At 28.7% G+C, this 26471-nt stretch carries 21 protein-coding genes; 4 read left to right on the forward strand and 17 right to left on the reverse strand.

The window, feature by feature from the left end:
- Positions 1 to 32: 32 nt before the first annotated feature.
- Positions 33 to 1637 carry an Ig-like domain-containing protein gene (locus AB2B44_RS03695; RefSeq protein ID WP_369048201.1) on the forward strand — a complete coding sequence of 535 codons (1605 nt, stop codon included), beginning with the start codon at positions 33 to 35 and terminating at the stop codon, positions 1635 to 1637.
- On the opposite strand, the gene AB2B44_RS03700 is transcribed toward AB2B44_RS03695, so the two are convergent.
- Positions 1634 to 3325, reverse strand: coding sequence for a glutamine--tRNA ligase/YqeY domain fusion protein (locus AB2B44_RS03700; RefSeq protein WP_369048202.1), 1692 nt, complete (start codon positions 3323 to 3325; stop codon positions 1634 to 1636). The genes AB2B44_RS03695 and AB2B44_RS03700 overlap by 4 nt on opposite strands.
- Positions 3326 to 3605: 280 nt before the next feature.
- Between AB2B44_RS03700 and AB2B44_RS03705 the strand changes: the two genes are divergently transcribed.
- Complete coding sequence (locus tag AB2B44_RS03705) at positions 3606 to 6722, forward strand: DUF2723 domain-containing protein (RefSeq protein ID WP_369048203.1); 3117 nt, start codon at positions 3606 to 3608, stop codon at positions 6720 to 6722.
- Positions 6723 to 6809: 87 nt separating this feature from the next.
- On the opposite strand, the gene AB2B44_RS03710 is transcribed toward AB2B44_RS03705, so the two are convergent.
- Together AB2B44_RS03710 and AB2B44_RS03715 are read right to left on the reverse strand one after the other, a co-directional pair.
- Positions 6810 to 7103 (reverse strand): thioredoxin family protein, encoded by a 294-nt coding sequence (locus AB2B44_RS03710; RefSeq protein ID WP_369048204.1) that lies wholly within the window; start codon positions 7101 to 7103, stop codon positions 6810 to 6812.
- Between the two features lie 87 nt (positions 7104 to 7190).
- Positions 7191 to 8414, reverse strand: coding sequence for a metallophosphoesterase (locus tag AB2B44_RS03715; RefSeq protein WP_369048205.1), 1224 nt, complete (start codon positions 8412 to 8414; stop codon positions 7191 to 7193).
- A 279-nt stretch (positions 8415 to 8693) separates the two neighbouring features.
- Between AB2B44_RS03715 and AB2B44_RS03720 the strand changes: the two genes are divergently transcribed.
- Both AB2B44_RS03720 and AB2B44_RS03725 read left to right on the forward strand, forming a co-directional pair.
- Positions 8694 to 9380 (forward strand): response regulator transcription factor, encoded by a 687-nt coding sequence (locus tag AB2B44_RS03720; RefSeq protein ID WP_369048206.1) that lies wholly within the window; start codon positions 8694 to 8696, stop codon positions 9378 to 9380.
- 32 nt (positions 9381 to 9412) lie between these two features.
- Positions 9413 to 10450 (forward strand): sensor histidine kinase, encoded by a 1038-nt coding sequence (locus AB2B44_RS03725; protein WP_369048207.1) that lies wholly within the window; start codon positions 9413 to 9415, stop codon positions 10448 to 10450.
- A 10-nt stretch (positions 10451 to 10460) separates the two neighbouring features.
- Here AB2B44_RS03725 and purD read toward each other — a convergent pair whose 3' ends face one another.
- The 14 genes from purD to AB2B44_RS03795 form a co-directional block, all read right to left on the reverse strand.
- Positions 10461 to 11735 (reverse strand): phosphoribosylamine--glycine ligase, encoded by a 1275-nt coding sequence (purD, locus tag AB2B44_RS03730; RefSeq protein WP_369048208.1) that lies wholly within the window; start codon positions 11733 to 11735, stop codon positions 10461 to 10463.
- A gap of 49 nt (positions 11736 to 11784) precedes the next feature.
- A complete protein-coding gene (locus AB2B44_RS03735) occupies positions 11785 to 12540 on the reverse strand; it encodes a glycosyltransferase (RefSeq protein ID WP_369048209.1) in 756 nt (251 codons plus the stop codon).
- Positions 12541 to 13899, reverse strand: coding sequence for an exopolysaccharide biosynthesis polyprenyl glycosylphosphotransferase (locus AB2B44_RS03740; protein WP_369048210.1), 1359 nt, complete (start codon positions 13897 to 13899; stop codon positions 12541 to 12543).
- A gap of 12 nt (positions 13900 to 13911) precedes the next feature.
- Positions 13912 to 15021 carry a glycosyltransferase gene (locus AB2B44_RS03745; protein WP_369048211.1) on the reverse strand — a complete coding sequence of 370 codons (1110 nt, stop codon included), beginning with the start codon at positions 15019 to 15021 and terminating at the stop codon, positions 13912 to 13914.
- Positions 15014 to 16183: an O-antigen ligase family protein gene (locus tag AB2B44_RS03750; RefSeq protein ID WP_369048212.1), complete on the reverse strand. Its 1170-nt coding sequence runs from the start codon at positions 16181 to 16183 to the stop codon at positions 15014 to 15016. Before AB2B44_RS03750 ends, AB2B44_RS03745 begins: the two co-directional genes overlap by 8 nt.
- On the reverse strand, positions 16180 to 17439 hold the full coding sequence (locus tag AB2B44_RS03755; RefSeq protein ID WP_369048213.1) for a DUF6418 domain-containing protein: 1260 nt from the start codon (positions 17437 to 17439) through the stop codon (positions 16180 to 16182). The genes AB2B44_RS03750 and AB2B44_RS03755 overlap by 4 nt, the downstream gene beginning before the upstream one ends.
- Positions 17436 to 18437 (reverse strand): hypothetical protein, encoded by a 1002-nt coding sequence (locus tag AB2B44_RS03760; RefSeq protein ID WP_369048214.1) that lies wholly within the window; start codon positions 18435 to 18437, stop codon positions 17436 to 17438. Before AB2B44_RS03760 ends, AB2B44_RS03755 begins: the two co-directional genes overlap by 4 nt.
- Positions 18430 to 19320: a polysaccharide biosynthesis C-terminal domain-containing protein gene (locus tag AB2B44_RS03765; protein ID WP_369048215.1), complete on the reverse strand. Its 891-nt coding sequence runs from the start codon at positions 19318 to 19320 to the stop codon at positions 18430 to 18432. Before AB2B44_RS03765 ends, AB2B44_RS03760 begins: the two co-directional genes overlap by 8 nt.
- Positions 19321 to 19669: 349 nt before the next feature.
- Positions 19670 to 20197 carry a KdsC family phosphatase gene (locus AB2B44_RS03770; RefSeq protein WP_369048216.1) on the reverse strand — a complete coding sequence of 176 codons (528 nt, stop codon included), beginning with the start codon at positions 20195 to 20197 and terminating at the stop codon, positions 19670 to 19672.
- 1 nt (position 20198) lies between these two features.
- Positions 20199 to 21233, reverse strand: coding sequence for an N-acetylneuraminate synthase family protein (locus AB2B44_RS03775; protein ID WP_369048217.1), 1035 nt, complete (start codon positions 21231 to 21233; stop codon positions 20199 to 20201).
- A complete protein-coding gene (locus tag AB2B44_RS03780; RefSeq protein ID WP_369048218.1) occupies positions 21230 to 21973 on the reverse strand; it encodes a hypothetical protein in 744 nt (247 codons plus the stop codon). The genes AB2B44_RS03775 and AB2B44_RS03780 overlap by 4 nt, the downstream gene beginning before the upstream one ends.
- Before the next feature lie 57 nt (positions 21974 to 22030).
- Entirely contained in the window at positions 22031 to 23071 is a 1041-nt protein-coding gene (locus AB2B44_RS03785; RefSeq protein WP_369048219.1) for a hypothetical protein, read from the reverse strand.
- A 15-nt stretch (positions 23072 to 23086) separates the two neighbouring features.
- Positions 23087 to 24763 carry a hypothetical protein gene (locus AB2B44_RS03790; protein ID WP_369048220.1) on the reverse strand — a complete coding sequence of 559 codons (1677 nt, stop codon included), beginning with the start codon at positions 24761 to 24763 and terminating at the stop codon, positions 23087 to 23089.
- 37 nt (positions 24764 to 24800) lie between these two features.
- Positions 24801 to 26426 (reverse strand): S41 family peptidase, encoded by a 1626-nt coding sequence (locus AB2B44_RS03795; protein WP_369048221.1) that lies wholly within the window; start codon positions 26424 to 26426, stop codon positions 24801 to 24803.
- Positions 26427 to 26471: the final 45 nt, after the last annotated feature.

Below are 26471 nucleotides of genomic sequence, written 5' to 3' on the forward strand. Positions count from 1 at the left end.
ACTTTATAATTTTTTAGTAAAAACAACTCTTAGTGAAGCTTTTTTTTAGACTTTTTTTTATTGCAATAAGCACCTATTTATTAACTAGTTGTGCTCGAAGAGGCAACCCTGAAGGAGGGCCAAAGGATAAAGATGCACCTATAATGGTTACTGCAACCCCCCCTTATAAAACCATTCATTTTAATAAAAAAGAGATAAAAATTTATTTTGATGAATATATTGTTTTTAAAGATTTATACAAACAACTTGTTGTTTCCCCTCCCTTAAAAACACCTCTTTTAATTACCCCTCAAGGTACCCCCACTAAACGTTTTTCTATAAAAATTTTAGACACCTTAAAACCCAATACAACTTATACTTTAAATTTTGGTAGCGCCATACAAGACAATAACGAAAACAATAAATTAGAAAGTTTTAAGTATGTTTTTTCAACAGGTTCTTACATTGATTCGTTAACCTTAAAAGGGACCACCAAAAATGCCTTGAAAAAAGAAATTGAAAAAAATGTTAATGTATTACTATACAAAATAGATTCAACTTATAACGACTCTATCGTTTATAAACAAAAACCTAAATATGTTACTAGCACATTAGATTCGTCAAATTTTGTGTTTAGCAATCTTGAAAAAGGAAAATATTTATTAGTTGCCTTAAAAGAAGAAAATAGCGATTATATTTTTCGGCCAAATACCGATAAAATAGGTTTTTATTCAGATACTATTGCCTTACCTGCCGACAGTGTACTTACCAAACCTATTACAATTTTTAAAGAAATTTTACCCTATAAATTTAGAAGTGGTAAAGAAATTGCCAAAGGAAAAATACTATTTGGTTTTGAAGGCGAAAAAAACCCGATGAAAGTATCGGTTTTATCAAAAACCCCTGCTAATTTTAAATCGTTTTTTCAATTACAAAAAGACCGCGACACTTTAGTATATTGGTTTACCCCTTTTGAGACAGATTCGCTAAATTTTAAAATTACAACTCAAAATTTTACAGATACAACAACTGTTTTTCTTCGTAAGAAAAAAATAGATTCGTTAATGATTTCATCGGTCGGAAATTCAACATTACTTTTAAACGACACATTATTTTTAACTACAAATAATCCGATTGTAAAAATAGATTCTAGCAAGTTTTTGCTAATCAACAAAAAAGATACCTTACCTGTTTTACACCAATTACAAAAAAAATCGTTTAATAAACTTGCCGTTTTATTTGATAAAAACCCAAATGAAAAGTACGAACTTAAAATATTACCAAAAGCCATTACCGATTTGTATAACACCAGTAATGATACGCTTACGTATCGTTTAAACACAAAAAATATTGATGACTACGGAAGTGTTATTTTAAATGTTCAAAATCAAAAAAACTACCCTTTAATTATTGAGTTAATAACAACGGGAAATGAAGTGCTTAGAAAACAATTTATAAATACTTCTAAAAAAGTAACTTTTTCGTTATTAGAACCTAATAAATATACGGTTAGGGCTATTATTGATAGCAACAAAAACAACAAATGGGATACTGGTAATTTTTTAACCAAAACACAACCCGAAGAAATCATTTATCTTGAAAAAGAATTAAATGTTCGGGCTAACTGGTTTGTAACCGAAAACTTTTTAATAAATTAAATCGCTTTTTTAGCCCATGTGTCGCGTAAACCTACGGTTTTGTTGTACACCATTTTTTCTGATGTTGAATCATCATCAACATTAAAATATCCTAATCGTTGAAATTGAAAACGGTCACCCACTTTGGCTGTTTGCAAACTTGGTTCAACAAAAGCGGTAACTACTTGTAAAGAATTTGGATTTAAAAATTCCATAAAATCTTTGTCTTTATGACTATCTGGAGCTTCATCTAAAAACAACCGATCATAAACTCTTACCTCGGCTTTTACCGCATGATTAATAGATACCCAATGTAACGTTCCTTTTACTTTTCGTACACTTTCAGGTGTTCCGCTACCTGATTTACTCAATGGGTCATACGTACATTGAATTTCGGTAATTACTCCATTTTCATCTTTAGTACAACTTTCAGCCTTAATTATATAAGCATTTTTAAGTCGTACCTCTTTACCCAATTTTAATCTAAAAAACTTTTTGTTAGCTTCTTCTCTAAAATCTTCTCTTTCAATATATAATTCTCTCGAAAACGGAACCGTTCGATTGCCTGCATTTTCATCTTCTGGATTATTCTCTGCAACCAATATTTCTTCTTTGCCTTCTGGATAATTTGTAATAACAACTTTTACAGGATCTAAAACGGCCATTACACGGTTCGCTGTTTTGTTTAAATCTTCTCTTATTTTAAACTCTAACAACGCTACATCAATTACATTTTCACGTTTAGATACCCCTACTGTTTCGATAAAATTTCGAATCGATTGCGGCGTATATCCTCTGCGTCGTAAGCCTGAAATAGTAGGCATTCTAGGATCATCCCACCCCGATACAATTTTTTCATCTACCAACTTAAGCAATTTGCGTTTACTCATTATGGTATAGCTTAAATTTAAGCGCGAAAACTCTCGTTGTTTGGGTAATAACGGGTATTCTTTTTTACCAAACTCATATACATTATCACGAAACCAATTGTATAACTCTCGGTGAGGTTTAAACTCTAACGAACATAACGAATGTGATACTTGTTCTATATAATCACTCTCACCATGTGTCCAGTCGTACATCGGATAAATATTCCAAGAATCGCCTGTTCGATGGTGTGTTTTATATAATATACGATACATAATAGGATCACGCATTAACATATTGGGTGATTGCATATCAATTTTTGCTCGTAAAACATGTTCGCCTTCGGCAAACTCGCCATTTTTCATTTTTTCAAACAATGTCATGTTTTCAGCTACTGAACGACTTCGGTACGGACTATTTGTTCCTGGTTGAGTTGGTGTGCCTTTTTGTATTGCAATTTCTTCTGAGGTTTGACTATCTACATAGGCTTTACCATCTTTAATTAATAAAACTGCCCAATCGTATAATTGTTGAAAATAATCTGAAGAATAAAGTTCTTTATCCCACTTATACCCTAACCATTGTATATCGCGTTTAATAGCATCTACATACTCTTGCTCTTCTTTAACAGGGTTTGTATCGTCAAAACGCAAATTTACTGGAGCCTTATATTTTTCGCCCAGACCAAAGCTTATACCAATAGCTTTAGTATGCCCTATATGCAAATATCCGTTAGGTTCTGGCGGAAAACGAAACCGTAAATTGTTTTGCGTTATACCATTTGCTAAATCTTCTTCAACAATTTGTTCAATAAAATTAAGAGATTTCTTTTCTTCAGTCATTTTCGTATAAAATTGAAACCACAAAATTACAGAAAATAAATAGGTTAATCACTTTTTTTAAGTGTTCGCTAATATCTTATTTTCAATTACTAAACGTAACATTTGTTTTTATTTTAATTAAGCTCTTTTTAACTAAATGATTTCTATCCATTTAGTTAAAATTACTAAATTCGCAACGTTATTAAATTTAACCTAAAAGGTTATAGTGAGTATTAAGAAATCGTATAGCTATCAACCAAGGTAGGTAAATTAATAAAATAGTTAACTTAAATTGATTCGTGTGAAAAAAGAACACTATAAAAAGTACAATCTTATCTTAGGCTGGGTTGCGTTTATCATTGCTTTAATTACTTACACTTTAACAAGAGAGCCAACAGTTAGTGCTTGGGATTGTGGCGAGTATATTCCTACTTCGATAAAATTAGAGGTTGGTCATCCACCAGGGGCTCCTCTTTTTCAAATGCTTGGTGCTTTTTTTGCAATGTTTACAACCAACAGCTCTGAAATAGCTAAAATGGTTAACTTTATGTCTGCTTTAGCAAGCGCATTTACTATTTTATTTTTATTTTGGACGATAACTAATTTAGCAAAAAGAGTAGCTGTTCGAAATGGTAAGTTTAGTAAAAGTGAAATGATTGCTGTTTTAGGAAGCGGTTTTGTAGGTGCTTTAGCCTATACCTTTTCAGATAGTTTTTGGTTTAGTGCTGTAGAAGGTGAAGTATACGCTACATCATCTTTTTTAATGGCAATACTTTTTTGGCTTGGTCTTAAATGGGAAAGTGAAATTAACGAGCCTAGAGGTAACAAATGGCTTGTTTTAATTAGTTTTGTAGCTGGATTATCTTTTGGGGTACACATACTATCTTTATTAGTTATCCCTTCTATTGTATTAATTTATTTTTTTAAAACATATAAAAATATCAATGTAAAAACAACTGCTATAGCAACCGTAATTTCTGTGCTAATATTAGCGTTTGTATTTAAATTTTTATTTCCGTTTACCCTTAAGTTTTTTAGCGTTTCTGAATTATTTTTTATCAATTCAATAGGGTTGCCCTACAATTCGGGAACTATTATTGCGGGTATTGTTTTAATTTTATCATTCTACTTTGCCTTAAAATATACCCGTAAAAAACAGCTTGTTACAGCCAACACCCTTATATTATCTATATTATTTATAATGATTGGTTTTTCTTCATGGCTAATGTTGCCTATTCGTGCAAATGCAAATACTACGATTAACGAAAACAATCCGTCTAGTGCTCGTGAATTATTAGCTTATTACAATCGTGAACAATATGGTGACTCAAATGTTTTTTACGACAAATATTACTCGTTTAGTTATAACAGAGAGCAAGATGCCGAGAAGCCTTACAAAGATGATAAACCCAAATATGAGAAAAAAAATGGCAAATATGTAATTGTAAATAATTACAAAAATGCACTGCCAAATTGGTCGAGCAAGCACAAAGGATTTATACCAAGAATGGTTGACCCTGGTTCTGACAAAATGTATAAAGCTATTGCAGGTATCCCGGCAAACAGCAAGCGAAGACCTACTTTTTTAGAAAACATAAAGTTTATGATTGATTATCAATTTGGCTATATGTACGGGCGTTATTTTATGTGGAATTTTGTAGGGCGCCAAAACGATAATCAAGGACATTTAGATGCTGAAAACGGAAATTGGCTTAGTGGCATTAATTTTATAGACGAACTTCGATTAGGTTCGCAAAAACAATTGCCAGATGATATGCTGCACAATAAAGGGAGAAACACCTATTTCTTTTTGCCCTTACTTCTAGGAATTATTGGCTTGTTATACCAATTAAAACAAGACAAAAAAAACTTTTATACCTTAAGCATTTTCTTCCTTTTTACTGGGTTTGCTATTATTTTTTACACCAACCCTAAACCTTTTGAACCTCGAGAGCGCGATTATGCTGTAGTAGGATCTTTTTACGTTTTTGCTATTTGGATTGGTTTTGGAGTACTTGCACTATATGATTATTTAAAAAAATACGCGAATAAAAAAGTAGTTGCCGCAACCGTTTCGGTAATTTCACTTATTGCTGTACCGATATTAATGGGATTTCAAAACTGGGATGATCATGATCGCTCTAACCGATACACAACTCGCTTAAATGCACAGGCTTACCTAGAAAGTTGCGACCCTAATGCTATTTTATTTACCGTTGGTGATAACGACACTTTTCCGCTTTGGTATATGCAAGAAGTTGAAGGGGTTAGAACCGATATAAAAACAATTAACACAAGTCTTTTTCAAACCGATTGGTATATCGACCAAATGAAAAAAGAAACCTATAAGGCTGCCCCAATACCTTCAAAATTAACGCACGACGAATATAAATATGGCACCTTAGATGCTGCTTACTATTTTAATGAATTAGCAGCCATACCTAAAGATTCCGTTATTAGTTTAAATAATTTTATGCGTTGGGTTCAAAGTAAAAACAACCGTACCTACTATGATTTAGAAGATGATGGAGTGCCAGAAAAAATACTTCCTGCTCAAATTATTCGCATCCCTGTAAATAAAGAAAATGCGTTAAAATATGGTATTGTAGCTCAAAAAGATGCTGATAAAATGGTAGACCATATTGATATTAAAATTGATAGGGCTATTGGAAAAAATAGTATTTTAATGCTTGATATTTTAAATAATTTTGATTGGAAACGCCCTATTTACTTTACTGGTGGGTCAAATTCAGACGAAGAATATATATGGATGAAAGATTATTTACAATTAGATGGAATGGCATTTAAATTAGTGCCGATAAAAACACCTATTGGAGATAAAACAATGTTTGATATGGGGCGTATAGACCCAGAAAAAATGTATGCTAACGTAAAAAAATGGGATTTTAGAAACATTAACGACGGTAAAATCTATTTAGACGAACTAACTAAAAAGAATTCTATTTCTATGCGAAATAGTTTAATCCGTTTATCAGAAGCCTTTTTAAAAGAAGGTGATACTGCAAAAGCTAAAGAAGTATTAGATTTATCCATTGAAAAAATGCCTATTCGAAGTTTTGAACATTACTCTATGTCTTTAGGTTATCCTGAGTTATATTATAAAGTTGGCGATACTACTAATGCGCGTAAAACAGCCGAAACGTTAATTGATATTTTTCAGCAACATTTACGCTATTATAATACTTTTTCAGATAAAGACATAAATATTGTTTTTGACGATTTAGACACCGATTTATACATGTACCGAAACGTTGTTCGTCAAGTTGAAAAATACGATTCTGACAAAGTTTATCTTGCCAAATTACAGGATGATTTTATAAAAAATGTAGAAATGTTTAAACAACTGGTGCCTGAAGATGAAAAAACGGATTCTATTAAAGAACTAAAACCAGAATAAAACGGCACCACTCACATCCGTTTTTAAAAGTTAAAACGTGTTTCTTTGAGGCTTAACCCCTCAAAGATTTTAAATATTAAGTAACAATTATAAATATTGTTGTACTAAACCAATAAGTGTATTGGCGTCTTGCTCACCAGTTTGACGCCATTTCATTTCCCCATTTTTATAAATCATAAAAGTAGGATTTCCCTTTACGCGCAAAGCCTCTGCAAGTATTTCGTTTTTTTCAATATCTATTTTTATTACTTTCGCTTTATCGCCTAAAGCTGCCGCAACATCACGTAAAATATCTAAGCTGTTTGTATCATCATCCCAATCGGCAAAAAAATCGATTAAAACAGGTTTTTCGATACTAATTAATTCTCCAAACTTTGTCATTTTTTCTCAAATTTTTATAGAGATACCTAACGTATTTTTAAAGTTTTATAATTACAAATATAATACTTTTTAAAAAAAAGCTGATTATCAAGCTTTTTTAAGCTTTATAACCGTTATTTCTGGCCAAATACCCACACGCCCAGGAAACGCATGATAACCAAAACCTCTATTAACATTAACGTATCTTCCTAAATGTTCGTATAAACCAGCCCATTGTTTATAAATATATTGTGCTGGACTCCATTTAATATACCCTGGAATTTCTATACCAAATTGTAAGCCATGTGTATGCCCACATAAAGAAAGGTGGTAATTAAAATCATCTTTTTTTACTTTATACTCCCAATGGCTAGGGTCGTGAGTCATTAAAATTTTAAAGTCTGCTTTAGCAACACCTTGCGAAGCTTTTTGTAAATTGCCCGCTTTATTAAATCCTTTTCCCCAATTTTCAACACCTATAAGGGCTATTTTTTGTCCGTCTTTTTCAAGATATCGGTGTTCATTTAATAGTAAATCAAATCCAATCTTAGGATGAATATTTTTTATCTCTTGAAAGTTTGCCGCTTTTTCTTCAGGTGATTTCCACTCAGAATAATCTCCATAATCGTGATTCCCTAAAACAGAAAATTTACCCATTGGCGCCTCTAATTGTTTAAAAACAGTTATCCAAGAATCCATTTCTTTTGCAAAATTATTTACAACATCTCCCGTAAATAATATTACATCTGACTTTTGTTGATTAATTAAATCTACTCCGTACTGAATTTTATTTTTATTGGTAAAACTTCCTGAATGTATATCTGAAATATGCGTAATTGTAAAACCATCAAAAGCTTCTGGTAAATCGGCAAACGTTACATTATACTTAATTACTTTATAATTGTACCGGCCTTTTATAATACCATATAACAACCCCGAAAAAGGAATAGATGATAATACTAATGCTAGTTGTGATAAAAATTTACGCCTACCCCTCAACGGGATATTATTAGCAGAAAAAAAAGACACTCCTTTTTGTACTCCCCTAACAACATCTTCTCCAAAAAGTAAAACAAATACAACAAGTTTAGGTACAAGCGCAATTAACAACCAAGCAAAAGCCCATTGAAATTGAATAGTTTGCCCACCCCCTCTATCCATAGAAAGCACGGTATAAAAAAAGTTAGCATACATCAGTACACTTACAAACAACACAGCCCACTTTAAAAATTTAAATTTTGTAGCTATTTTAAGTGCTTGAAAAGTGTAATATTCTGAAACTAAAATTAATACACCTATAATTGAAAAAATTATAATAATTCGACGAGGCATATTTTGTTGTTAAAAATTTATCTCTTAAAGATAGATAAATATTACATATTATTCTACATAAAATTTAATTACTACATGTTTAGTTATAAATCTATGTTTTTAACTGCAAAAAAAATTAATATAAAACTAGTTTTCATTTTTAATTTTACAACTAATTAAGCTAAATAAATATGCTACCGTTATGTAAAAACAACATTAAATATACGTTAAGTAATTGTCTGTTTGTTAATTATTAAACAATAAATCATTATTTTTGATTGCTTAAATGATAGCGATTTTATGAACACAAGCGATATAAAAATTTTATTGGTAGATGACGAACCTGATATTTTAGAAATAGTAGGATACAATTTAAAAAAAGAAGGCTATCAAATTTTCACCGCTTCAAATGGTGAAGAAGGAGTAAAAGCAGCAAAAAAAATACGTCCTCATTTAATTTTATTAGACATTATGATGCCTGAGATGGATGGTATTGAAGCCTGCGAAAAAATAAGAAAAATTAAACCTTTAGAAGATGTACTTATTGCTTTTTTAACCGCTCGTGGTGAAGATTATTCACAAGTGGCTGGTTTTGATGCGGGTGCAGATGATTATATTACTAAGCCGATAAAACCAAAAGTTTTAGTTAGCAAAATAAAATCGTTATTACGTAGAATAAAAACGGCTGAAGAAACAACAAACTCTACTACCAAAATAGGTAATATTGTTATTAATAGAGATGAATACGTAGTGTACAAAGGCAATAAAAAAATAACCCTTCCTCGTAAAGAGTTTGAACTGCTTTCATTATTAACTTCTAAACCGGGCAAAGTATTTAAGCGTGAAACCATTTTAGATACAGTTTGGGGCAATGAAGTTGTTGTGGGCGGTAGAACTATAGATGTACATATTAGAAAACTCCGTGAAAAAATTGGAGACAGTTATTTTAAAACGGTTAAAGGAGTGGGCTATAAATTTGTTTTATAACAAGTGTTAAATAACTTTATTTTCTCATCAATATGAGTTTAAAAAAAACATACATCTTTGCTTTTAAATCATCTATTTACATTACTCTTTTTTCACTAATAATTGCTTTTTTAGCTTATTACTTATTTAAAAGTATCGATTTCTACATTATTTTTATACTTGGTTTTTCTGTTTTTATAATCTCTTTTTTTATTATTCAATATCGGGTAGAACATTTTATTTACCGAAGGGTGAAAAAAATTTACGCTGATTTTTCTTTATTAGACTCTGATAAACTACAGCGAAAATCGATAACAACCAATATGGAAACCCTTACCAAAAGCGTACAAGAATTTGTTGAAGGAAAACAAATAGAAATTAAAAATTTAACCGAGAGAGACTCATTTCGTCGCGATTTTTTAGGAAACGTTGCCCATGAACTAAAAACACCTTTATTTACCGTTCAAGGCTATATTTTAACTTTATTAGAGGGCGCTGCAACAGATAAAGAAATACGAAAAAAATATTTAAAAAGAGCTAATAAAGGCGTTGAACGACTCGCTTCTATTATTAATGATTTGGATATGATTGCCCGACTAGAAATTGACGGGATGAAAATGAATATTGAAGTGTTTAATATTCTAGAATTAGTACAAAATGTATTTGATTTGTTTGAAATAAAAGCAAAAAAAAGAAACATTACCCTGCGTTTTGATAAGGTATATGAATATCCTATTTATGTTAAAGGCGATATAGAACGAATAGAGCAAGTTTTAATTAATTTAATCGTAAACTCTATTAAATATGGCAAAGTAGGAGGGTGTACAACTGTTTCAATAGACACCTATAATGAAAATAAATTTATTGTAAAAATTGCTGATGATGGTGAAGGAATTAAAAAAGAACACATTTCTCGATTGTTTGAACGTTTTTATCGAGTAGACCAAAGTCGCTCTAGAGAACAAGGTGGTTCAGGTCTTGGGTTGTCAATTGTAAAACACATTATTGAAGCACACAACGAAACTATTTTACTTAAAAGTACCTTTGGCAAAGGCTCTGAATTTTCGTTTACGCTCGAAAAAACAATTTAATTAACAAAGGTTACACCAAATCAAATCCAATATCTCTACGATAGTTCATCTTATCAAAGTTAATTTTATCAATACTTTGATACGTTTTTTCTAAGGCTTCTGGTATTGTATTTCCTAATGAGGTAATTGCCATAACGCGCCCCCCGTTTGTAAGCACCTCTCCATTTTCTAATTTAGTTCCTGCGTGATAAACGGTTGATGCTGTTACTTGATCTAATCCTGTAATCACTTTATTTTTTTCGTATGCCTCTGGATATCCACCAGAAACTAGCATCACTGTAGCCGCTGTTTGATTTGTTACTTGAAACGATTTTTCGTTAAGTGTTTGTGTAGCCACCCCTTGAAATAAATCTACCAAGTCAGATTGTATTCTGTGTAATACTACTTCTGTTTCAGGGTCTCCCATACGCACATTATACTCAATTACATATGGATTTCCATTAACATTCATCAATCCCACAAAAATAAAACCACGATAATCAATTTTATCTTCTTGCAGACCTTCTATAGTCGGTTTTACAACGCGCTCTTCTACTTTTTGCAAAAAGGCTTCTGTAGCAAATGGAACTGGAGAAATAGCACCCATTCCTCCCGTATTTAATCCTTTATCGCCCTCTCCAATACGTTTATAATCTTTTGCTGAAGGTAAAATTTTATAGTTTTTACCATCCGTTAAAACAAAAACAGACAATTCTATACCGTGTAAAAACTCTTCAATAACTACCGTTGAAGAAGCACTACCAAACTTTTGGTTCGACAACATGTCTTCTAATTCAGATTTAGCTTCTGCTAACGAATTTAATATTAAAACGCCTTTACCTGCCGCTAAACCATCTGCTTTTAATACATAAGGAGGCTCAAGCGTTTCTAAAAACGCTTTTCCTTGAGATAATGTTTTGCTAGTAAATGATTGGTATTTTGCTGTAGGAATGTTATGTTTTTCCATAAATTGTTTAGAAAAATCTTTACTTCCCTCTAACAAAGCTCCTTGTTTTTGAGGTCCAATAACAGGAATATTTTTTAAGATTGAATCTGCTAGAAAAAAATCATGCACCCCATCTACTAAAGGTGCTTCTGGCCCCACAACTACCATTTTAATATCGTTTTTTAACACCATTTCTTTTACGGCATTAAAATCGGCTAGGTCTACTGGAATATTAGTTGCAACTGTTGCTGTACCTGCATTTCCTGGAGCTACAAAAAGTTGCGTTACTTTATTACTTTCAGCTAATTTTTTAGCAAAGGCATGTTCTCTTCCGCCAGAACCTAAAATAAGAATATTCATTGTAATTCAATTATTGGATTGCAAATATACGTTGTGTAACTGATTTTTTTTATAAAAACAGCCACTTATTAAAATATTTTACTGCAGAAATTAAATGGACCATAAACAAATATATTTCTTTTGCTGAATTACGTCGATATATGTGTGTTATTTGTTCTTGAGGATAGTAATATTTTTTCTTTTGTAGAGCGTCTATTTTTTTACAAATATCAATATCTTCTAAATATAAAAAATACCGTTCATCAAAACCTTTTATAGCTAAAAAATCTTTGGTTTTAAAAAGCATAAAACACCCTAAAATAGAATCAGGATAAAAAGGTTTTGATAAATCTTGATTTCGATACTCTTTGTCGTAAATTTTTGATTTAAAAATACCGAGTCTTCTTATAATTAAATCACTGGGGCTAGGATATTTTCTACAAGAATACTGAAGCAATCCGTTAGGAAAAACAACTTTTGGAGCTATCATTGCTACATTATTTTTCGTTTCTAATTGACTAATTAAATTAGGAATTACTTGGGGTGCAAACTCAACATCTGGATTTAAAATTAAATGATAATCTGATTCAATCCATTTTATAATCCTGTTATGCGCTTTACTAAAGCCAATATTTTTACCCACAAAAATATATTCAATATCTGGGTGTACAGCTACTGCTTTTAAGGTGTTTGTAGGCGAATTATCTATTAAATATAACTTTTTTTTAAGGGGGGTGTTTAAAAAGCTATTAATCGCTTTTTTTAATGCATCAATAGGCTCTTTGTATAAAACAATACTTGCAGTTATGTGGTTTTTTGTAGTCAATTAATAGGCTTTTTCGTCTCCTTTAATAATATTGACAATGGTTTGTATAATTATTTTAATATCTAAAAAAATAGACCAATTTTCGATATAAAAAATATCTAATCGAATTCTATTTTTAATATCTGCTTTACATTTTACTTCACCTCGATACCCGTTAACTTGAGCTAAACCCGTAATGCCTGGTTTTATAATGTGCCTTTCTAAATAATTATCAACTGTTTTTTGATACATTAACGAAAAACTTTTTACATGTGGCCTAGGCCCTACTACACTCATATCTCCTTTTAATACATTATAAAATTGGGGTAACTCGTCTAAACTTGTTCGTCTTAAAAAGGCTCCAACTTTAGTAACTCTATCGTCATTTTTTTTAGTATGATTTTTATTAGACGCAGCATCTAATCGCATTGACCTAAATTTATAACACATAAATGGCTTGCCGTTAATACCTTCTCTTATTTGCTTAAATAATACAGGGCCTTTACTTTCTAACTTTATAAAAATCCATAAAATAGGCACCACCCAAGAAAGTATAAAAAACAACACAAAAATTGAAAAAAACACATCAAACAAACGCTTGACAAAATGATTGTATTTTGATTCGAAAGGTAATGGTTTTACTTTTAAGAGTAATAACGAACTGTTATAATATTCTATTGTTGTGTCTTTACTGTATATGTGATTTGGATTTGGAATGAGTTTTAAAACAATACTATGTTGACTAGCAAATATTGTTATGTGTTTTAATTCTTTTTTTGATAATTCTGACAACGAGCAATAAATTTCATCAATTTTATGGGTTAAAACATAATTAAAACAATCGTTAATTATGCCTTTATAGTTTTTGTCTCTAGATATTTTATCAGAAAAAAAACCTTCAAAAACATATCCAAATTCTTTTTTTATAGTAAATAACTCTATAAGGTTTTGTGTTGAAGCATCTGAACCTAATACAACTACTTTTCTAAAATTTTTACCCGAAGATCTGTATTTTTCTAAAGCATATAAAAACAACAATTTAACAATTGTTACTACTAAAAAAATAATCGCAAAAACAAGAGTTTGATTATTTACAACAACACCTTCTCTAAACAAGGTAAAATAAGCAAAAAATCCAAAAAAGAAAACGGCAAACTGTGTGACAAGTAACGTAAAAAGTCTAAAATACTTAGATCCCCGATAGCTATTGTAAAACCCGATTAGAAAAGAAGATATAACCCAAAATAAATTAATATAGATTAAAAATCTAACATCTAAATATTCTTTGTCTGCAATAAAAAAAATAACGCTATTAATGCAAATTAAATCGATTAATACCGATAAAGGCCTTATTAAATGTGAATATCGTTTATTGTTCACTACAAAAGCGTGTTATTTTAAATAAATTCTTTCTAATTTTTTAATATTCTTTTTCATATCATATTTTTTTAGAAATTCTACTCTTGCATTAAAAGACAATTTTTTATATAATTCGTTGTTTTCTAATAGATAGACTACTTTTTTTGCTATTTCTTTAGCATTATTTGACACTAAATACCCATTAAAATTACTACTTATTAAATCATTATTTCCAGAAATATTTGTTACAACACATGGTTTTGACAAATTTAAAGCTTCTATAATAGAGTAAGGCAACCCTTCATACCTAGAGGTAGAAATATATAACTGACTCTTTTTTAATATCATCATTGCTTTCGACCTATCAATCCACGGAATTAAAGTAATATTTTTTTCTAACGATTGCTCTTGAATCTGCTTTTTTATTTTTTTTTGCAATGGCGAAAAAAAACCTACTCCTAAAATAACTAGATGAATTTCTTGAATCTGCTTTTTTATTTCTGAAACAGTATGAATTAACAACTCGGGGTTTTTTTGATAAGACAATCTACCTATTGAACAAAGAAATTTATTGGGTAGTTTTTTTAGTTCTAAACTATTTTTAAATTGTATGTTTTTTTCTATCGAATTAGTCCATACTTTTACTTTTGTCTTTTTTATTTTTAAATCATTTATTGCCGTTTGTTGTTCGGATAATGAGCATGCTAGTGTGGTGGCTGGTAAAAAACCAAAAAAGTATTCAATCATCTTAAAAGTAATTTTTTTTGTTTTTGATGTTGTACTTAAATAAGAATAGGCATGCGGTGTATAAAATGTTGAAATTTGTAAAAAAAACCCTGAAATTCTTCCTAAAATTCCAGCTTTTGCACTATGACAATGTATAATATTTGGTTTCTCTTTTTTTATGATTTTTATAATTTTTATTAAACAAGATAAGTCTTTTAAAAGGTTTATTTCTCTCTCTAAATTGGTATAATAACACTTTATTTTATCTTTATTCGCATCTAATAATTCAATATTATTATCTTTTTTATTACAAATAATTACGTTTGTAAATTTATTATTATCTATATGCCTAGTTAATAACGAAATATATGTTCCAACACCAGCAATAGGTCTGGCTATATGTAAAATTTTAATCATAACTATTTTTTAGATATTGATTTTCTTGTAAGCCAGCAAAACTTAATAATATAGCATATAAATAAACACCTATTTGTCTTTCCAAAATATTTTCTACAAAACAAAAACAAAAGATAGAAATTAAAAAAATAAAATAAAGCGTGTTTTGTTGTTTTATACTAAAAAATAGCAGGATAAATTGCGGCACAATAAATAATAATAGTCCAAAAAAACCACCCCTTAATAGTTCATTAATATATTGATTGTGCGTGTTATAATTTTTTGACACAAATCTATTTTTTTCATCTATACTTTGATATTTATTATATTCTTTATAATAGATATAAAGTTTTTCTCTCGTTTTTGTTAAACTACCAGACCCAAACCAATAATTTTTTTCTTTTCCAAATATATTATACGCCCCTTTCCAAATAATTAATCTTGCATCATTTTTAATTTCAAAAAAACGATCTTTTAAATTTGGCGCACTAAAAAAAAATATTAGCCCCATTATACTTAATAACAATATCAGGGTTTTTTTTCTAAAATATTTTAATTCAAAAATTAATATTACAAGCAAAATAATAATTATTGCCAACCTAGCACCTATTATTACCGTTACTATAAAAGAGAAAATAGATAAGAAAATAAATACAAATTTTGCTTTTTTTTGTTTAAAAAAATAATAGTCTATAGCAATACTAATTGCCGAAAAATAGCCTAAATAAGGCCTTTCATATCTTAATATAGCATTAACGTTAGCATAATTTTTTAACGAATACTTTTTTGCGTCAGAGAAATAATAATAGTCTATAATACCGTACATTGCTTTTAATTGAATAATTAAAATTCCTGCCAAAAGAAACATAAGCCCTATTTTCTTAGTACGATTATCTATATTAATTATAGAATATGGAATTATTATTAATGGTATTACTTTTATAAAATGTGGTTTTTCAACATAAAAAGAAGCATTAAAAACACTATTAGCAACAAGATATATAAAGAAAATTAATAATGATAAAACAACTAAATTATATGATGTCTTTTTTTCTTTTTTTAATAAAATACTTAAAAATAATATTACCAAAGAAATATTGGCAAAAAGCATAGATGTTGGTAAGAACAGCATTAAAAAATAATAAGAATATGCTGATACTTTTTTAATAATTAACTGATTCATTCTTTTGCTTTTTTCTTATTTAAAAAAACTAGGTATTTATAAATAAAGTAGCCTAAGATAAACAAAATAGGAATGAGTAGTTTATTAAAATATGCCATAGTGAATGAGTAGCTTGTCCAAATTAAAAGCTGAAAAAAAACAATACTTATTAGTAATGATTTTCTTTCTATAAAAACACTCAAAAGAGTTTGTATTAAAGAAAGAAAAGAAATTAAACAAAAATTAACTAACAAAGCTAAAGGCAGAGGAAAAATTCGCAACAAAATTGCTGGATAAGCGTTTGTCCAACTAACCCCTCTTGATGTTACCGACACAAAATCTTGGTATTTCCATGGCCAAAATTGGAACATTAAATGATGCATCCCTTTCCACAATTCTGTTATATCCCATGTATTGGGTTTGTTTAAATATACATACTGCTCTGTTACCCCCCAAAACACATGGGCTTGTAAGCCGAAAGCTCTATAAAAAATAGATTCTAAAGGGGTCAATCCTAGATTTTTAAAAGGAGGGTTAGTAGTATACTTGTATAAAACTAAACTAAATACCATTGCAACAAAAAGCAAAACATATTTATTAAACAACCATTTTAATTTAAATCTTATTTTTTTATCAGAAATAAAATACGCTCCTATTAAAACGCCAATTATTCCAATAAAAAAACCAGTAAATTTTTGACCAATTAAAATTAAATAGGAGATATAAAGAAAAAATAAAATTTTTGAAGCTTTTTTATTATAACTATAAACAAGAGCTATACCAAAAGCACAATAAGCAATTACATTTCCTATAATTGATTTTAAAAATGGGTATTTAGCATACTCCCAAAAATTAAATTTCGTTACTGTATCTGAAAAAAGAGGAATTGTTGAAGAAAACAAATTAAAAAAGGCTGTAAATAAAATGAAGCTCAGAAAGTAAAGTGTCAATTTTTTTTCTTTAACCCCTCCAATTTTAATTTTTGTGGCCTTTAAATTTCTAAATAAATAGCTAAATACTTTTTTAAAAAAAACCAAAGAAACAATTGTTGTAATAAAAAACAGAAGAAGAACAAAGCTACTATAAACAAAATAACCATTTCTTCCTTGCTCTACAATATAAACTCCTGATTCTATAACAATTATAGAAAAAAACATCCAAACATATTGGATAAATATCAATAACGAAAGTAGAAAAAGAGATAAGTCTTTTTCTGCAAGGTATAACAAAATAATTATAACTATTAGTGTTATTAGTATATTAAATACTATTGTCATTGATAAATATTAAATTTAAATTTTCTAAAAACAGGTTCTAATAAAATATTATATCTTAAAAGAATATTAAACGTTAGTTTGTTTCTTTGTTTTTCTTCTAATTCTAAAAAAATATTCAATAAAGCACTAGAGTCAAATGAATAAATGGCTTTTGAACCTAATGTGTCAAAATACAAATCCTCTAAACTAACATCTGATTCTAAATAAATTATGTTTTGTATTTTTTTATTTAGCCACTCAAGATTAACCCTTTTACCATTTCTGTGAGGTTTATAATAAATTTTATCAAATGGTTTTTTAGTTGCATGAAAATTAATTAAATCAATCATCTCTTCTAAACTTTTATAGTATCTTTTTTCTCCATATTGATTTATGTATCCTTCTTGCCCTATAATTAATGCAGAATTGGTTAACCTTACTGATTTTGAAGGGAAAGGTAGTTTTTCTGACTTTTCAGGAAATAAAGATAGCTTTGGCATTCTTACATACTGTTTCGTAACATTTGATAATTCAATTCCGCTTGAATGTCCTTTATAAAACTTAAATCTAACTCCATAAAAGTTGCTTAAAAACCACTTTAAAAAAACTTTCTTTTTTGAGAGCGATTTAATTGTATGTGAGTAATAGTTCAATGTTCCATCTTCTACAACAATTCCTTTTACATTTTTATTAAACGTCAATAATAAATAATTTGTAAGAATATCTTCTACATAAGTAAAATAAAGCGTTACTTTCTTACAATTTTTATATTTAGAAAGTTTTTTTATAATTTTTTTATACTGCTTTATTTTTAAAATAATGTTTTTTATTGCAGAAAGGGTATTGTTTGATTGATTATTAAAAGTATTATTTGCATAAATTACCTCATCCCAACTTAACGTGTTTATTTTTAATGTTTTATTAGAAATAAGTATATTTTTTGAACTTTTATTTATCTCAATAATTCTTTCATATGAAGATATTTGATTTTTAGAAAGTCCAATATAAATATTAATCATAGTTTATTCTTTTAGCTTCTATAAATCTGAAATAACACAATATTAAACTAGAAATTACAAAAGCAGATGCCGTACCATAAATCCCGAAGAAATAAGTAAACAAAATACTTAAAATCAAACTAAGAAAGGCAGACACAACCATTACTTTTAACAGGGTTTTATCTTTATGAAAGATATATAATTTAAAGTGATACAACAAAGAAAAATTCATTAAAGCCATACTAACGACCATAAAATAAATTAGCGATAAATATTGTTTAAACATTATTTTTCCTTGCCAAATTAATAAAGGCTCTATCGCTAAAATTATAACCCCTGCAGAAATTAAAATATGAATAACCAACGATTTTTTGAATTTTTTTAAAAGAGGAAAAACAGCGGGTGATTTCGCTGACGTTATTAACGCTGGTAATTCAAAAGAAATAACAACTGTGTTAATATATACCGTTATTAAAATAGAAATATTAGAATAAAACAAAAAAATACCTGCCAATTTTTTCCCCATAAAATAATCTACAATAAACCTATTGGCATATTCAATTAGTTTTAAAGAAATTGTTGCCACAAAAAAAATCAACCCGATTTGCACACCTTGTTTTATCCACTTAACATCGACATTTATTTTAATTATATTTTTATGTTTTTTTATAAAAGTGTATAAAATAAGGTATAATATTGTTATAGAATTAAAAAACAACCAGACCTCTAAAACGCTTCTTATTGTAATTTCTATGTTATTATAGTAATTGTAAATTATTACAATACTCCAACCAAAAGTTCTTATAAATAATAAAACATTGGCTAGTAAAACTTTTTGAAAACCAATTAATAATCTGTATGTTTCTTGAGAAAAATGCTCAGTTATCCCCAATCCAATAACCAAAAAAACATATGGTTTTATATATGAAACATTTCTCAAAAAAAAATATCCAACAGTAATAAAAAAAAGATAGATTACTATATAAAGAACAAAAGACGAAAATACTTTATTAACTATTTCTTGATTACTATTCTGGGTTATTATATTTCTTATACTAAAATTATAAAAATCTAAACCCAAGACAAAAATTAAAATAGTAATTAGAGATGTTATTAAACCAAAATCACCAAATATCTCTGCCTTAAAATATTTAGACATTAAAGTAATTATTACAAATTTACTTCCAATACCCCCAATTCTTAAAAAAACATTTATAACTTTTAAAAATGGTAAAGATTTAAACACTCTTATTTTATTTTTTTTGGTTAAAACCTCTAATCAAATTATTTTTTTTAAGAAGAGTAACAATGTCTATTTCATTTAATTCTAAAATATACTCTACAAACTCTCTAAAAACCCCTTCTCCGCCTTTTTTTTCTAATTGAATACCCGCTATTTTTTTTATATACTTTGGCGCACTTGAAGGAACTGCACTTATACCAACATTTTTTAAAACTTCATAATCATTAATATCATCACCTATATAGGCTATCTGTTTGAGAGTAATACTTAATTCTTGAGTTATTTTTTTTACTATTTGCAATTTATCAGTAGCTCCTAAAAACAAATAATCAACCTTTAATTTTTTTGCTCTCCTTTCTACAGATTTAGAATTTTCACCCGTAATAATTCCTACAGGAATGTCAAGCAATTTACAAAACAAAAGTCCCGCACTATCATAAGTGTTAAATTTTTTAAATTCAACATTTGTTTCATCATAGTACATACCTCCATCTGTCCAAACTCCATCAATATCTGTTAAAATTAATTTTGGTAACATATTATTCAATATCTTGTAAGTATATTATTTCATTTTCAGGAATATCTTTTTTTGCTTTTTTTCCTAAAATAAGACTTTTGTTTATCCATTTTACGCCATCGCCTGGACTAAGTAAATGAATATCTTTTTCTGTTAAAACAGAACCTTTTTTTATGTCTTTGTTTGAAGCTATTGACCTTTCTAATTTATTTTTGGTTGTTTTTACTGCCTTTACAATTTGCATCTCTTCTTTTCCCAAAGCTAATTCTACATTTCTTATATCTCTAACCATCCTATATATACCATCTATGGCTAAAGAACCTTTTTGGTCTGTTCCTTTCATATCACGATCTAAAGTAATGTGTTTTTCAATAATTTCTGCTCCCAAAACAACAGCTGAAACAGGAATAGAAATACCTATTGTATGATCTGAATATCCAATAGTGTACTTTGGATACATCTTTTTTAAATAGCTAATTGTTTTTAAATTAACATTTTGATACTTCGTTGGATATTCTGACACACAATGTAATATTGAAATATTACTATGCTGTTTACTTACTATTTCTATAGCAATATCTAATTCTTTTTTACCTGACATCCCTGTAGATAAAATTATTGGAATTTTAGTTTCTGCCAATGCATGTAATAGTGGTAAGTTGGTTAAATCTCTTGATGCAACTTTTAATTTGTCAGGAGAAAATAATTTTAACATACTTAAACACCCTATAGCACAAAAAGTTTCAATAAAATCTAACTCTTTAGCTTTTGTATACTTATAAACCTCATAATGTTGCTCGTTATTTAATTCTAAAAAAGCCCTATGTTCACCATAGGTTTTTCCAAAAGAATTTGGAGAATTATAAATAGCATTCATTTGACTGGAAGAAAGCTCTTGACTCAAATCTCTTTTAGTTAGTTTAATTGCATTTATTGATTGTAGATTTTGGTTAAACAATTTATCTTTTACTGGTCTTGAAGCAACATCAACCAACAATTTACATAAATCTACCGAGCCATTATGATTTTGACCTATTTCACCTATTATATAAGTCATTTTTTATTTTTTCTAATTAATTTTTTCATTTGATTTAAAAGATTGGGCTGAGTTTCAATAAATTTTATAACCTCTTTATAACCTAGCTCAGGGTTTTGCTTTACAAAACAGGTGTATATATATTTTAACAAATTAAAATCTTCTATCGTATCTAATGTACATCTAATATCAGTATTAACAATATTATTCTCTAAAAAACGAACTGTAAACTTATTTGGAAATTTATAAATGCAGTTAGTTACATGCTCTATACATTCATCTCCCATTTGCTGGCTTACAGTTTTTAATCCTTTTAAACTTACTATTTCTGAGAAAAAACCATAATGGGTAAGTATAGACGGCAAATTATTCACTTTATAAGAAAAATAATCTTCACCCTTATATTCTGTATAAAGAGCTATAATAGAATCTATATCTATAAAGGGATTATCAGAACATATTCTTATAATTGTCTTAATATTATTTTTTTCTGCACATTTTATAAACCTTTCTAAAACATTATTTTCATCTCCCCTAAAAAACCCTATTTTATATTTTTTTGCATACGACACTAATAAATCATCTTTTTCTGCGGTAGATGTTGCCAAAATAATCGGGAAAAGGTTTCGTAATCGAATTATTCTTTGGAGTAAAACATCTAAAAAAGAGATTTTATCTTTTTCTACTTCTAAAATTATTTTATTGGGTAATCTTGTAGAAGACAATCTCGCCTGAATAATAATTCCCACTCCCTTTTCCATTAATCTTTCCTTATTTGTAAATATATAATTTTAAAACCCTAATGTGTTAAAAATGTTTTATAAACTGTTTTTGTAGTTATTTAAATAATTATTTAAATGTTTAACCATTAAAAATAATAACACTATTATAACTCCAGATATTGCAAATAAAAAAATATAATTATGATTAAATCCTTTAATTTTATATCCTATAGGTTGAAATTTTGAGATTACATTAAGTACTTCTGTTTTTTTTGATTTACTCTCTGAAATATCTTTTAATTCTCTACTTATTTCTCTATTAGTTTTAAAAAGTTCAAGTTCTTTAACTGTTTTTTTTGTACTCCCCAAATCAATATTTGTTCCTGAGTTATTTTTTTTTGCCTCTTCTAATAAAACTTTCATATACACTTTTCGTAAAGAATCTATTTGATGTAGGTTTTTACGTAATAACGAATCCGTTAAATTTAAATTAGCATTAAAAAGGCTTTTTATTGTATTAAAATATTTATTTTCTACAACAGATGATATAATAGGCTTATCTAATTTTGAAAAAACATTATTCTTTTTAGCTATCACATGAATGTTATGAACTTTATAATCGTATTGTGTAAATTCATTTTTAAACTCATTAAAAGAATAGTTTTTTGCCACCAGAGTATCTGATAAAACTAATTCATTGTACGAATTCAAAATATCATTGTTATTTTTAATTGGGTAAATTTCAAATTTTTTAAGTGCTGCTGCATCTTCTTTTGAAATGTGAAATGTCTCTGCTAAAGCCACTGTGTCTTTTTGTTTTACCAAGTCATTGTAATAATTTATATCACTATATAATTGTCTTGTACTTTTAAAATTGGGGTACACCAACATATCTGCACCATAAACTACATCTTTTTTTAGCTCAAAAAAAGCACCTATTACACCTCCAACAATTGCTGCAATAATAAGTTTAACAGCATTTCTTTTTAAAAACAATAATAACGTGATAAAAAGATGATAGATCTGTCTAAAAATATTCTGAATAAATCGAAATAAATTTGAGAATCCTTTTCCTATAATAATAAATAGTGATCCTAATTCTATTTCTTCATCTTTAGGTGTTGATTCTTTATCCATTTTTATATAATTGGTTTATTTTTTAAAAATTTGTTCTAATATTTTTTGAGTAATTGCATAGGTTGGGGTTACACCACTCATACCTAACCCTCCTGAAGCCAAGGTTGCGCCTGTTTCTAAAGGATTATCAGATGCATAATATGCATAACGAACCTTAACATTTTCAGCAATATTACCTCGTATTTTTGAAGCTGCCTGAATAGCCTTTTGATAGTGGGCTCCTTCCATTTCTAACCCAATAACATTCCATGTTGAGTTATGAAAAAACGTTAATAAATCTTTATTTTGAAGCGAGGTTCCTAACACACTAATCATAGAGCCGTCAAAAACCTGCACACCAAAACCTTCTAAATCTCTTTTAGATAGTTCATTTTTAAATGGGTAATTATCAGCAGTTCCTTCAAATATATGTGCTGAAGGTATCATAATATCGCCCTTGCCTCCTTCTAAAATTCCTGCTTTACCCATAATAGAAATAGATTGCACATCTAGGTGAATATTTTTCCCTTTTATTTTGTATGGTTTTAACAATTCGTCCATTGTTTCATAAGCCTGCTCTCCAAAGGCATAATCCATAACTAGTATAATTGGATTGGGTTTTGTTTGGTTTTTTATAAACGACGTATTATTAAAATCTATTTTATCGGTGTCAATAATTTGCACATTAATATTCGTTCCCGATTGATCTTCTAAATAAATCAACCCGTTTTCAGAGGCATATTTTTTTACCTTTTTTTGTAACGGTTTACTATTTTTATTGCTTAATAGTTCGTAAAGTTTAAAACCACTATTTTCTTTCGCTTCTTTTGGCAATGCATTTTTGGCATAAATAGCATTTAAAACACTATGCATATTTGCACTAATAATATGAATGGGTCTGCGCAATAAATTATTTTTATGCAAGGTTTTTTTAATATTATCTGCCCATATTTCGCCATAAATATGGTGACCAATTTCTTGAATTAATAACGAACTAAAAGTAACTGTACATTTTTTATTTTCAAGTGTTTCATTAATGGCTAACTTACCCATCCAATAAATTAATTGAAAAAATCGTTCTGGATTTTCTTCGGTTGCAAATTTATTGTATGATTCAACAACTTCTTGATATGTTCGCCCTAAAATATTACCTAAATGTACAATCGTTACTTCTCTTTCTTCTTCTGTAATTTTTTTATTGTATAGTACAACTTCTTCTAATTTGTTCCATTCACGAATACAAATTTCATCTTCGCCTAACAAAACCCTATTTTTTATTTTATGCGATTCAATAAATAAAAAAGTAAGGTGGGTAAGAATATCATATATCTCTGAACGCCCTCTGGTAATTTCGATATTCATTTGATCTTTATCAATTCGATAGCAATTACGTCTTCTTTTAGGCGGAATAATTACTTTAAAATGTGAGTTTTTATACCCCTCATCTGCTGTTAAATTAATAAATTGACACTCTTCAATACCTTCAGGTAACCGCTCTATAACATAATTTAACCCGTTTAATTCGATACGGTTTTCGGCTATGGAACCATAAATTTCGGGACGCAGTAATAATAATGATTCACGCAACGTTTCACCCGAAACCCCCATAGGTTTATAAAACCCGCGACTAAACAAATGTCGCATCGAAATATATAACCGTTCAATAGCATTGGTAGACTCTTGAGCTCGTGTTCTTTTTTTAGTTTTTGCCATACCTTTTTTTACTTCTAATACCCTTACCTTGAAAACATTATTTTTGAGCTAAAATTTGCTTATACTTTTGAGTATCTGCCAAAATTTCAACGGCTTTTTGTATGGTTTTATCATTCTTTAAATGATTTTTATACATTCCCTTTTTATAATATTGTTGTTTAACTATTTCGTTTTGAAGCATTTCTTTTAAAATATCTTCATTTTTACTTATATCTTTAATTTTTTCAACTTTTAACTGACGCATTATATTTTGATAATCTTTTACAATGTTGTTGTTGCTTTTAACTTCTTTGTAGGCTTTTTTAAACATTTTTTCTTGATTACTCACAAAAGAAGTGTCTTGTGTTTGCAAATAATTTTTAAACTCATTAAAAACATTATCACTTACCACAAAATCTTGATCTATTGACTTTTTCTTGCGCAAGAAATCAGTTGCAAAATTAAAAATAGCTCTCGTTTGCAATAATTCTTTAGTTTCGTCAGTAGGTTTGCTATAATCCATTTCTACATCTGGAGTAATGCCTCCTCCATCATAAACCGCTCTATTGTTTTTTGTTGTAAACGAATTTATATTTCCATCAGAAAATTTAGGAACTTTACCTGTTTTCGAGTCACGATTTGCATAATCTAACTCTTGAATACATCGACCACTAGGGGTATAATATTTAGAAATTGTTGCTTTTAATTGTGTGCCATAATTTAATTTAAAATAACGTTGCACCAAACCTTTACCAAAAGAACGTTGACCTATAATAACGGCTCTATCATAATCTTGTAACGAACCCGAAACAATTTCAGATGCCGAGGCAGAACGACCATTAATTAAAACGGCAATAGGCATTTCTAAATCTAAAGCAGGGTTGTTTCCTGTATAAGTACGACTATTATTGTTTGTTTTTCCTCGAGTTTCAACGATTTTACTTCCTTCAGGCACAAAAAAATTAACAATATTTATACTTTCAAATAACGATCCTCCTGGGTTTCCTCTTAAGTCAAACACCATTTTTTTCATTCCTTTTTCTTTTAACGCTTGTATGGCTTCTTTAACTTCAAAAGAGGCTTTTTCGTTAAATCGAGTTAATACTACATAACCCGTTTCTGCATCAATCATATCAAAAAAAGGAACAGGGTTTATAATAACTTTATCTAAATTAAGACTAAAATTTAATGTCTGATTTCCGCGGTTTACTGTTAGTGAAAGCGATTTATTGGGTAGTCCTTTTAACAAGCTAGACAGTTGTTCTTTTTCTAAACCTTTTAAATCTTGCCCATTAATTGTTGTAATAACATCTCCTGCTTTTATCCCCGCCTTATCTGCGGCAAACCCTTGATAAACTTCAGCAATAGTTATTTGTCCAGTATCGTAATAGGTTGAAACTCCTATTCCACCATATTCACCTGCTCTTTTTATTTTAGCATCTTCAACATCTTGTTCGTTATAAAAATTAGTGTATGGGTCTAGGTTTTTTAAGGTGTTTTTAATGGATAAATCCATTAAATCTCCTGGATTAATTTCGTTTATATAATTAATGTTAAGCTCTTTAAACAAATTGTTGTAAATCTCTATCTGTTTAGCAATTTCAAAAAAAGGAGATTGTTTAAATGCAAACGAAACAGCAATTATTACAACAAAAAAAATAAGCAAATATTTTTTGTTTTTCATAAGTGTATCTATTTATTTGTTTTTAACATAATTAACCTAACCAGA

It is taken from the genome of Tenacibaculum sp. UWU-22, from assembly GCF_041021355.1.
Classification (GTDB): Bacteria; Bacteroidota; Bacteroidia; order Flavobacteriales; family Flavobacteriaceae; genus Polaribacter.

What these genes read in the sequence shown, in the direction of transcription:
- AB2B44_RS03725 (WP_369048207.1), top strand. Translation starts at nt 9,413, where the DNA reads ATGAGTTTAAAAAAAACATACATCTTTGCTTTTAAATCATCTATTTAC.
- AB2B44_RS03770 (WP_369048216.1), bottom strand. Translation starts at nt 20,197, where the DNA reads ATGTTACCAAAATTAATTTTAACAGATATTGATGGAGTTTGGACAGAT.
- AB2B44_RS03780 (WP_369048218.1), bottom strand. Translation starts at nt 21,973, where the DNA reads ATGGAAAAGGGAGTGGGAATTATTATTCAGGCGAGATTGTCTTCTACA.
- AB2B44_RS03755 (WP_369048213.1), bottom strand. Translation starts at nt 17,439, where the DNA reads ATGACAATAGTATTTAATATACTAATAACACTAATAGTTATAATTATT.
- AB2B44_RS03745 (WP_369048211.1), bottom strand. Translation starts at nt 15,021, where the DNA reads ATGATTAAAATTTTACATATAGCCAGACCTATTGCTGGTGTTGGAACA.
- AB2B44_RS03710 (WP_369048204.1), bottom strand. Translation starts at nt 7,103, where the DNA reads ATGACAAAGTTTGGAGAATTAATTAGTATCGAAAAACCTGTTTTAATC.
- purD (WP_369048208.1), bottom strand. Translation starts at nt 11,735, where the DNA reads ATGAATATTCTTATTTTAGGTTCTGGCGGAAGAGAACATGCCTTTGCT.
- AB2B44_RS03720 (WP_369048206.1), top strand. Translation starts at nt 8,694, where the DNA reads ATGAACACAAGCGATATAAAAATTTTATTGGTAGATGACGAACCTGAT.
- AB2B44_RS03775 (WP_369048217.1), bottom strand. Translation starts at nt 21,233, where the DNA reads ATGACTTATATAATAGGTGAAATAGGTCAAAATCATAATGGCTCGGTA.
- AB2B44_RS03750 (WP_369048212.1), bottom strand. Translation starts at nt 16,183, where the DNA reads ATGAATCAGTTAATTATTAAAAAAGTATCAGCATATTCTTATTATTTT.
- AB2B44_RS03795 (WP_369048221.1), bottom strand. Translation starts at nt 26,426, where the DNA reads ATGAAAAACAAAAAATATTTGCTTATTTTTTTTGTTGTAATAATTGCT.
- AB2B44_RS03760 (WP_369048214.1), bottom strand. Translation starts at nt 18,437, where the DNA reads ATGATTAATATTTATATTGGACTTTCTAAAAATCAAATATCTTCATAT.
- AB2B44_RS03785 (WP_369048219.1), bottom strand. Translation starts at nt 23,071, where the DNA reads ATGGATAAAGAATCAACACCTAAAGATGAAGAAATAGAATTAGGATCA.
- AB2B44_RS03790 (WP_369048220.1), bottom strand. Translation starts at nt 24,763, where the DNA reads ATGGCAAAAACTAAAAAAAGAACACGAGCTCAAGAGTCTACCAATGCT.
- AB2B44_RS03715 (WP_369048205.1), bottom strand. Translation starts at nt 8,414, where the DNA reads ATGCCTCGTCGAATTATTATAATTTTTTCAATTATAGGTGTATTAATT.
- AB2B44_RS03700 (WP_369048202.1), bottom strand. Translation starts at nt 3,325, where the DNA reads ATGACTGAAGAAAAGAAATCTCTTAATTTTATTGAACAAATTGTTGAA.